Here is a 9,945-nt window from a genome sequence, read left to right on the forward strand (position 1 = left end):
CAACGGCTTCGGTCCGCCTGCCAAGGCGAGAGGGGCTTACAGCCCGAAAAAGGCTTTGAACATTGGTGGAGGAATCACTCAGCGGCACTGAGAACCGGTATCGGCATCGTTTGGGTCAGCCGCTGGAGCAACCTGCGGCGCTCGCCCGCCGCCTTTTCGGCGCTGGTCCGACGGACATGGCCGTAGCCGCGGATCAGTGCCGGGACCGAGACCAGGGCTGTCGCGGCCTCGATCTTGCCTGGCGCCAGCGAGTTGGCCACGAGCTGCAGATCGGCTTCGTACTGCGCCAGCAACTGCCGCTCCATGCGCCGTTCGGCGGTGTAGCCGAATAGGTCGAAAGCAGTGCCGCGCAGGCCCTTCATCGCCGCCAGCACGCGAAAACCCTTCATCATCCAGGGGCCGAAGCTCGATTTCCTCGGTTTGCCGTCATTGCCGCGACGCCCCATGATCGGCGGTGCGAGATGGAATTCGAGTTTCTCGTAGCTCTGGAACTGCTTGCCAAGCTCGGCGGCGAAGGAGCCGTCGGTGTAAAGCCGCGCCACCTCGTATTCGTCCTTGATCGCCATCAGCTTGAACAGGCTTTTGGCCGCGGCCTCGGTCACATCGGTCGAACCCGGCATGGCCTTCGTTTCCGCCGCTCGCAGCGTCGAAATCCTGTCGGCGTAGCGCTTGCCGTAAGCAGCATTCTGATAGGCGGCGAGGAAGGCGACACGGCGGGCGATGATCTCGTCGAGCGTCTCAGCGACCGAAGCGGCCTGTCCGGCCTTGTCGGCGAAGCCCGGCTGGGCGACGAGGCCGCGCACGAAATCCGGCTGATGCGCCGCGCGGCGGCCCCAGCGGAAGGCGGCGATATTCATCGCCACCGCTTCGCCGTTCAATTCGATAGCCTTTTCAACAGCTTCGGCCGAGAGGGGCAGACCGCCGTGCTGGAAGGCAAAGCCGAGCATGAACATATTGGCGCCGAGCGAATTGCCGAACAGTGCGGTGGCGGTGCGGGTGGCGTCGAAGAAATGCGCCTTGTCGTCACCGGCGGCGGACCGGATCGCCTTCTTCAGGCGCTCGACCGGCAGCGAGAAATCGGCCGATCGGGCAAATTCGCCCGGCATGATCTCGGCGGTGTTGGCCAGGAAGATCGTATGCCCCTCGCGCACCGCGGTCAGCACCTTCTTGGCGCCCGACACGACGAGATCGCAGCCAAGTACGAGGTCGGCCTTCCCAGCCGAAACGCGGATGGCATTGATGTCTTCCGGCGTGCGGGCGATGCGGACATGAGTGAACACCGAACCGCCCTTCTGGGCGAGGCCGGCCATGTCGATCATGCCGCAGCCCTTGTCCTCCAGATGCGCCGCCATGCCAAGCACGGCGCCGATGGTGACGACGCCGGTGCCGCCGACGCCATCGATGATCGCCGCCCAGCCCTCGACGCCGAGCGGGAATTCGGCTGGTGTCGGCACGCCTTCAAGTGGGTCGGTCCCGCCGGCCAGGCCTTCGGCCTTGCGGATCTTGGCACCGTGCACGGTGACGAAGGACGGGCAGAAGCCGTTGACGCAGGAGAAGTCCTTGTTGCAGCTCGACTGGTCGATCTTGCGCTTGCGGCCGAATTCGGTCTCCACCGGCTGGATCGAGACGCAGTTCGACTGCACGCCGCAATCGCCGCAGCCTTCGCAGACCAGTTCGTTGATGAAAACGCGCTTGTCGGGGTCGGGAAAGGTGCCGCGCTTGCGGCGGCGGCGCTTTTCGGCGGCGCATGTCTGGTCGTAGAGCAGGATCGACACACCCTTGACGTCGCGCAACTCGCGCTGGACGAGGTCGAGGTCGTCGCGATGATGAATGGTGGCGCCGGCCGGAAACTCGGCCTTGCCCGCATATTTGTCGGGTTCGTCGGTGACGACAGCGATGCGGTCGACGCCCTCTGCCCGCACCTGCCTGGCGATCATGTCCACGGTCAGCCCGCCCTCATGCGGCTGGCCGCCGGTCATGGCGACGGCGTCGTTGTAGAGAATCTTGTAGGTGATGTTGGCTTCGCTCGACAGGGCGAAGCGGATCGCCAGCGTGCCGGAATGGTTGTAGGTGCCGTCGCCGAGATTCTGGAAGATGTGGTCGCGCCTGGAGAACGGCGCCTGGCCGACCCATTGCGCGCCCTCGCCGCCCATGGCGGTGAAGCCGAGCGTGTTGCGGTCCATCCACAGCGCCATGAAGTGGCAGCCGATACCGGCGGCGGCGATCGAGCCATCAGGTACCTTGGTCGAGGAATTGTGCGGACAACCCGAACAGAAGAAGGGCGTGCGCGAGCCGATGTCGGTGGCGTCCGCCAGCATCGCCTGGAATTGGCGCAGCTTGGCGACCCTTGCCGAAATCTCCTCGGACGGGCCGATGGTCTTCACGATCCTCTCGCCGAGCGCTATGGCGATCTCGTTGGGGTCCAGCGCGCCCTTGGCCGGGAACAGCCAATCGCCGCGCTCGTCCTTCTTGCCGACAATGACCGGCGGCGAGGCCGTGCCATAAAGGCTCTCGCGCAGCTGCACCTCGATCAGCGAGCGCTTCTCCTCGACGACGACGATGGTGTCGAGACCGCGGGCGAACTCGGCAATGTGCTGCAGGTCTAGCGGCCAGGGGCAGCCGACCTTGAACAGCCGCACGCCGATGCGGTTGGCTCCCGCCTCGTCGATGCCGATATCCTCCAGCGCCTGGCGGACGTCGAGATAGCTCTTGCCCAGCGTGATGATGCCGAGCTTCGGATTGCGGCCGCCCGAATAGACGATCCTGTTCAGCCCATTGGCATGGATGAAGGCGGAAGCCGCGGCACGCTTGTGCTCATGCAGCCGCTCCTCCTGGCCGAGCATGTCGATCTCGTGGCGGATGTTGAGGCCGCCCGGCGGCATGTCGAAATCCGGGACGACGATCTTCAACCGTTCGAGCGAGGCATCGACCGAAGCCGTCGATTCGATGTTGTCCTTGACGCATTTTATCGCCGCCCAGGTGCCGGCAAAGCGCGACATGGCAAAGCCATAGAGGCCGTAGTCGATGATCTCCTGGACACCGGCCGGGTTGAGGATCGGCACCATGGTATCGACGAAGAGGAATTCGGTGGCGTGCGCATTGGTCGAGGATTCGGCCATGTGGTCATCGCCCATGAGCGCAAGGACGCCGCCATGTTTCGACGAGCCGGCGAGATTGGCGTGGCGGAACACGTCGCCCGAACGGTCGACGCCCGGCCCCTTGCCGTACCAGACCGAAAAGACCCCATCATGGGTGCCCTCGCCCAGCAGCTCCGTCTGCTGCGAGCCCCAGCAGGCGGTGGCGGCCAGCTCTTCGTTGAGGCCGGGCTGGAAGATGATGTCGGCCCCGGCGAGCTGCTTTTTCGCCTTCCACAGCTGCATGTCGAGGCCGCCGAGCGGCGAGCCGCGATAGCCGGAGACGAACCCTGCCGTGTTCAAGCCAGCGCGGCGGTCGCGCTCGCGCTGCATCAGGAGCATGCGGATGACCGCCTGCGCGCCGGACAGGAAGATGCGCTCCTTCCCGAGATCGAACTTGTCGTCGAGCGCGACATCATGCAGCGTCATCAGGCATTTCCTCTGCGAAGGCCGCGCGGGGCAGCGGCCAACGTCGGGATCGGATGACGCATCCTTTCTTCCCTTGCAAGGCAGGTCAAACAAAATCGAAAGGACCAGCCAACGCGCAACAAACAGTCCGGCGGATGGTGGACCGCGCATGAAAGCGTGCGCCGACAGCGCGACGGCGCACGAAAATTCCAGACGAAATCGATGCCGTCGGAAGGTGTCAGCCGGCTTTCGAGCAGTCCGGCTTCGGCTCGCCGGGCAGCTTGCCGTCGGGATGGCCGACGAGATCGGGATTGGCCGTATAGAGCTGGTCGATGACCAGCGGCCGGTCGGGCAGGATCGACTGATCTTCCGTCGACATCAGCGTGGTGTCGATGGTCTGCAGGACCGCACCATCGGCGCCCTTGATACTGATGGCGATGGCATAGGGTTTGTTCTTGACGACGCAGGTCAGCGCCGGGCTCTCCAGGCTCACCTTGTCGAGCTTCGGCCAGACCTTCTGCTCGACCACGAATGGTTCACCTCCGGCGGGGTTCTGGAAGCTGGCAACCGCCACCTGGCCCTCGCCCATCGGCTGCAAGGGCCGCAGCGTCACGACATAGGTCGCCCGGGCGAGACGGTAGTTGAAGACGAATATCTTGCCGGAAACCTCGAACAGCTTGCCTTCGCCGCCGGTATCGCGACAGGCGCCGAGGGCCGCGGCGGCAATCAGCATGGCGCCGGCAGCGAGCGAACGTGAAAATCCTCTAGGCATTCCTGACCTCATTGGCCGCCATGCGGCGGCGATAGTGACGGCTCGCCTTCTGCCTGTTGCCGCACACCGCCATGTCGCACCAAAGGCGGCTGGAATTGCGGCTTCTGTCGACAAACAGCCAGGTGCAGTTGGGGCAGATCCTGAGCCTTGCGACCGTGTCATCGCGCAACAGAGAAAGGGCTGAAACCGCCAGCGCCGCCTCGAAGGCGATCGGCGTCGCCGGATCGCCGAACGGCCGTCCCGGCGCCCCGATCTCGGTCCGGCCGGCAGCCAGGCCGTCTGCACAGGCCCGCAGGAACTCGGGCAGGTCGGCGGTGGAAACCGCGCCCTTCGACACCGCGCCTCGAAACAGCCGGTCGGTCGTCTCGCGGATCGACAGCACGATGGGCGCGATTGCCACCGGCGAGGACACCGCCAACCGCCTGTCGCCAAGCTCGGCGGCGCGAAAGCCGCTGGCCGCGTCGGCGAAGCGACCGATTTCGACCGGATCGTCGAAGCGGTCGAAGGTGCGCTCCGCATCGCCGCGCAGCACGACGGTATTCGCCGTGTCGAGCGCGAGCAGGCCGCCGGTAAACCGGTGTGGGGTCCAGGCAACTGTCATTCCTGAAAATCTAACCGATAAATCGCGTTTGACAAGTTAGATTCGGCGATGCAAACCTCGGATGCGCACGGTATCGTCGCCGTTGTCCGATCGGCTCTTGGGCGAGATGCTTCCGGGCGAGAGCTTCTGGTGTTGTCGAGCATGCTCTATTTCTTCCAGCAGGTGCTGAACGGGCTGCATTCGGGCGCGCTCTATGCCCTACTCGCCTTCGGCTATGTGCTGACCAACGGCATCCTGCACCGCACCAACCTTGCCTATGGCGCGCTGTTTGCCTTCTGCGGCCAGGCAATGATCCTGAGCGTCGCCTTCGCCTACCAGGTGCTGTGGCTGACGCTGTTGGCTTCGGTGCTGTTCGGCGTCGTCGCGGCGTTCCTCTATGCCGCGCTCATCAGCCATGTCCTGTCGCGCAGCGTTTTCGAGACCTTGGCCGACCGTTCGCCCAACGCGATCGTGGTGACGACGCTCGGCATCCTGCTCGTGCTTTCGGAAGCGAGCCGCATCGCCGCCGACACGCACGATCTGTGGCTGCCCCCAATGTTGGCCGAGCCCATCGTTTTCGCCCAAAGCTCCGGCTTCATGGCGACGCTGACGCTGATCCAGGTGCTCGACTGCGCCGTGGTCCTGGCGGCGGTCGCACTCGCTACATGGGCGTTTGCCCGCTCAAACTTCGGCCGGTGCTGGCGTGCCGTCTCCGACGACCTCAGGGCCGCCGCCCTGTGCGGCGTCGACGTGCGCGGCGTGTTCCGGCGTGCCGTGCTGTTCGGCGGCTTCTGCGCCGCGCTGGCCGGGGTCATGGCCAGCCTCTATTACGGCAATGTCAGCTTCGGTTCCGGCCTTGTCTACGGCCTGAAGATCCTGTTCGTGACCGCTGTCGGCGGCTATCTCTCGCCGCCAAGGGCCGCGCTGGGCGCGGCCGCTTTCGGCATGGCCGAATCACTGTGGGCCGGCTATTTCCCGGTCGAATGGCGCGATGCGTGGATGTATCTGTTCCTGGTGGCCATGCTGATCCTGATCGGCGCCGGCCGCGACACCGGAAAGATCGTCTGAGCCCATCAGACTTTGGTTGCATGACGTTTCGTCAGGCCGCGGTTTTCCACCGCGCCGCAAGGGCCGATTGCCTGCATCCTTCCTCCTCGTGTTGACCAACCGGACCACGCACTGCATACCGTTGGGCCACGCGACGCGACGAAAAAGGGGGATCGCGCGTCACCGCATCAGGGAGGAATGCATGGCAGGGCTGCTTGCTCTATCCAGGGTCATTGACCGCGCCAACGAATTCATCGGCAAATCGGTATCCTGGCTGATCCTGCTGGCGATCCTGGTGAGCGCCGCCAACGCCGTCATCCGCAAGGTCTTCGACATTTCGTCGAACGCATGGCTGGAGCTGCAATGGTACCTGTTCGGCGCGGCGTTCATGCTGGCTGCCGCCTATACGCTGAAGCAGAACGAGCATATCCGCATCGACATCGTCTACGGCCTGTTTTCGCGCCGCGTGCAGCACTGGATCGATCTTCTCGGCCACATCCTGTTCCTGATGCCGTTCGTGACGCTGATGGTGTTCTATTTCGTGCCCTACGTACGGCTGTCGTTTCATAGCGGCGAGATGTCGACCAACGCCGGCGGCCTGATCGTGTGGCCGGCAAAGGCCATCCTGCTGGTCGGCTTTTTCCTGCTCGCGCTGCAGGGCATTTCCGAGATTATCAAGAAGATCGCCATTATGCGCGGCGTGATGGATGATCCCAACCCGTTCATTTCCGTGCACGAACAGGCCGAACTCGAAGCCAAGGCGCTCGCCGAAGAGGTGCGCTCGTGATGGAGTTCATCGCCCAGAACATGGCGCCGATCATGTTCGCCTCGCTGATCCTGTTCATGCTGATCGGCTATCCCGTCGCCTTTTCGCTTGCCGCCAACGGCCTGATGTTCTTCTTCATCGGCGTGCTTTTGACGCCCTATTCGGGCGGCGCGATCAATCTCGCCTGGCCGTTGCTCTATGCGCTGCCGGACAATTTCTACGGCAGCCGGGTGATGTCGAACGACACGCTGCTGGCCATTCCGTTCTTCACCTTCATGGGCATCGTGCTCGAGCGATCCGGCATGGCCGAGGACCTGCTCGACACGATCGGCCAGCTGTTCGGACCGATCCGCGGCGGCCTCGCCTATGCCGTGATCTTCGTCGGCGCGCTGCTCGCTGCAACGACCGGCGTGGTGGCGGCGTCCGTCATCGCCATGGGGCTGATCTCGCTGCCGATCATGCTGCGCTATGGTTATGACCGCCGGGTGGCGTCCGGCGTCATCGCGGCGTCGGGCACGCTTGCGCAGATCATTCCGCCGTCGCTGGTGCTGATCGTTCTCGCCGACCAGCTCGGCCGCTCGGTGGGCGACATGTATGCCGGCGCCCTGATCCCCGGCCTGGTGCTGACGGGCCTATACACGCTCTACATCGTGATCATGTCGATCGTCCGGCCAAAGTCGATGCCGGCCCTGCCGCTCGAGGCCCGCACACTCGGCCATGGCGTGGTGTCCCTGCTGATCGCGTTGGTGGTGGCCGTGGCGATCGCCTATGCCGCCTACCGTTACCTGGTGCCCGCTCATGGCGACAATGCCGACATTCTCGGCGCGGCCGTCGGCGTCATCTTCATCTACGTCGTCGCGATTCTCGACCGCAGCCTAAACATCAACATGATGTCGCGGCTGGCGCAGCAGGTCGTGATCGTGCTGATCCCGCCGCTGGCGCTGATCTTCCTGGTGCTCGGCACCATCTTCCTCGGCATCGCCACCCCAACCGAGGGCGGCGCCATGGGTGCGGTCGGCGCGCTGGGCATGGCGGCGATGAAGGGCCGGCTGTCGATGGACGTGATCAAGCAGGCGCTGGCCTCGACGACGCGGCTGTCGTCCTTCGTGCTGTTCATCCTGATCGGCGCGCGGGTGTTCTCGCTGACCTTCTATGGGGTCAACGGCCAGATCTGGGTCGAGCATCTCCTGACCTCGCTGCCGGGCGGCGAAGTCGGCTTCCTGATCGGCGTCAACATCCTTGTCTTCTTCCTCGCCTTCTTCCTCGACTTCTTCGAACTGGCCTTCATCATCGTGCCGCTTCTGGCGCCGGCCGCCGACAAGCTCGGCATCGACCTGATCTGGTTCGGCGTGCTGCTGGGCGTCAATATGCAGACCAGTTTCATGCACCCGCCGTTCGGCTTCGCGCTGTTCTACCTGCGCTCGGTCGCCGCCCGCGTGCCCTATCTCGACCGCCTGACCGGTAAGCAGATCGCGCCGGTAACGACGGGGCAGATCTATTGGGGCGCGGTGCCGTTCGTCTGCATCCAGGTCATCATGATCGGCCTGACCATCGCCTTCCCGCAAATGGTGATGCGCTACAAGGGCACGGCCATCGATTCCGGCACGATCGACTACCAGGTACCGGAAGCGCCCGGCCTGTCGCCGCTCGGCGCGCCGGAAGGTGGCGGCGCTCCTGCCAATGGCGGTGGCGCACCGGCCGCGCCCGGCACGCCCGACCTGTCGCAACCGCCGAATTTCGGCGATGCGCCGCCGGCCAAGCCGGCGACACCGACGCCGGACCTGTCGCAGCCGCCGAATTTCAACTGAGCTCGGAGGGGAAGACGCCATGAAAGCCGTGCGGTTGGAGAGAGTGGGCGGCATCGCGCTGCGCGAGGTCGCCAAGCCGGTTCCCGGTCCGGACGAGCTTCTGGTGCGGATCGAGGCCTGCGGTGTCTGCGGCACCGACCGGCATCTTTTCCACGGCGAATTCCCTTGCAGGCCGCCTGTGACGCCCGGGCACGAGTTCGCCGGCATCATCGAGGCGGTCGGTAATGCGGTCTCCGGCTTTGCCGTCGGCGACCGGGTCACTGGCGATCCCAACATCGCCTGCGGACGGTGCCCGCATTGCCATGCCGGCCGGGTCAATCTGTGCCGCAATCTCAACGCCATCGGCATCCATCGCGACGGCGGCTTTGCCGACTATGTGGTGATGCCGCAAAAACAGGCTTTCATCCTGCCCGCCGATCTGCCGCCGACACATGGCGCGTTCTGCGAGCCGCTTGGCTGCTGCCTGCACGGTGTCGACCTTGCCGAGATCAAGCCGGGCGGTTCGGTTGTCGTGCTCGGCGGCGGCGTGATCGGCCTGCTAACGGTGCAGCTGGCTCGGCTCGCCGGGGCCACCACCATCATCCTGTCGACAAGGCAAGCCTCGCGCCGCGCGCTTGCGAGGGAACTCGGCGCAACGGCGACGGTCGATCCCACAACCGCCGATGTGATCGATGCCATCGCCGGACGGGCGGGACTGATGCCCGGCGGCGCCGACGTGGTGTTCGAATGCGCCGGCGTGCGCGACACCGTCGAGCAGTCGATGCGGCTGGCAAGGGCCGGCGGCACCGTCGTCATCGTCGGCGTGACGCCGCAAGGCATGAAGGCGGAATTCGAGCCCTTCGACCTCCTGTTCCGGGAACTGAAGGTACTGGGCTCGTTCCTCAATCCCTATACGCATCGCCGCGCCGCCGAGCTCATCGCGTCGGGCGCGATTGAGATCGACCGGCTGATCTCCAGGCAGGTGTCGCTGGAAGAGGCGCCTGGTGTGATCGCCAATCCGCCCGCGCCGGGCGAGGTCAAGGTGCTGGTGGTGCCAGGCCTGGGCTGAAGTGCGGTCCTTCATCTTGCAACGTTGGCGATTGGCGAAACCGTCGATGACAGCTTCCCTCTCCCCGTCCCTATACGGGGAGAGGATGCCGGCAGGCAGGTGAGGGGCGGCGCCAATGCTGAATTGATAAGATGCGCGGTTGGGCTTGCGCCGAGGGCGTTCAATCGCCGAAGCCGGCGCTGCCCCTCATCCCGCTGCCGGTGTCCAGCCGATAGATGGGTAACAGATTGAACCGGATACATAGGTAACAGTTCTCCCCTATGCATCCGCCGCAGCGCCAAGCGGTTTGGTTGGCGCGGCGCTGCGGCGGACGAGCTTCATACGTCTGGTGTCGATGATGCCAAGCGGATAATCATGGAAGGTAAGTGCCCATTGGCCGTCC

At 64.8% G+C, this 9,945-nt stretch carries 7 protein-coding genes; 4 read left to right on the forward strand and 3 right to left on the reverse strand.

The window, feature by feature from the left end:
• Positions 1–74 precede the first annotated feature (74 nt).
• From EN808_RS28305 to EN808_RS28315, 3 genes are all read right to left on the reverse strand, one after another.
• Positions 75–3,563 (reverse strand): indolepyruvate ferredoxin oxidoreductase family protein, encoded by a 3,489-nt coding sequence (locus tag EN808_RS28305; RefSeq protein WP_135917339.1) that lies wholly within the window; start codon positions 3,561–3,563, stop codon positions 75–77.
• A 217-nt stretch (positions 3,564–3,780) separates the two neighbouring features.
• Positions 3,781–4,314, reverse strand: coding sequence for a hypothetical protein (locus EN808_RS28310; RefSeq protein WP_127872937.1), 534 nt, complete (start codon positions 4,312–4,314; stop codon positions 3,781–3,783).
• Complete coding sequence (locus EN808_RS28315; RefSeq protein WP_135883734.1) at positions 4,307–4,915, reverse strand: CGNR zinc finger domain-containing protein; 609 nt, start codon at positions 4,913–4,915, stop codon at positions 4,307–4,309. The genes EN808_RS28310 and EN808_RS28315 overlap by 8 nt, the downstream gene beginning before the upstream one ends.
• Before the next feature lie 141 nt (positions 4,916–5,056).
• Between EN808_RS28315 and EN808_RS28320 the strand changes: the two genes are divergently transcribed.
• From EN808_RS28320 to EN808_RS28335, 4 genes are all read left to right on the forward strand, one after another.
• Complete coding sequence (locus EN808_RS28320) at positions 5,057–5,962, forward strand: branched-chain amino acid ABC transporter permease (protein WP_135917348.1); 906 nt, start codon at positions 5,057–5,059, stop codon at positions 5,960–5,962.
• Positions 5,963–6,143: 181 nt separating this feature from the next.
• Positions 6,144–6,728, forward strand: coding sequence for a TRAP transporter small permease subunit (locus tag EN808_RS28325; protein ID WP_135883735.1), 585 nt, complete (start codon positions 6,144–6,146; stop codon positions 6,726–6,728).
• The gene (locus EN808_RS28330) at positions 6,728–8,515 is read left to right on the forward strand and encodes a TRAP transporter large permease subunit (protein ID WP_127278185.1); all 1,788 of its coding nucleotides are present in this window, start codon (positions 6,728–6,730) and stop codon (positions 8,513–8,515) included. The genes EN808_RS28325 and EN808_RS28330 overlap by 1 nt, the downstream gene beginning before the upstream one ends.
• Before the next feature lie 19 nt (positions 8,516–8,534).
• Positions 8,535–9,563 (forward strand): zinc-dependent alcohol dehydrogenase family protein, encoded by a 1,029-nt coding sequence (locus EN808_RS28335; RefSeq protein WP_135917340.1) that lies wholly within the window; start codon positions 8,535–8,537, stop codon positions 9,561–9,563.
• Positions 9,564–9,945: the final 382 nt, after the last annotated feature.

This window comes from Mesorhizobium sp. M8A.F.Ca.ET.165.01.1.1 (assembly GCF_004792065.1).
Taxonomy (GTDB): domain Bacteria; phylum Pseudomonadota; class Alphaproteobacteria; order Rhizobiales; family Rhizobiaceae; genus Mesorhizobium.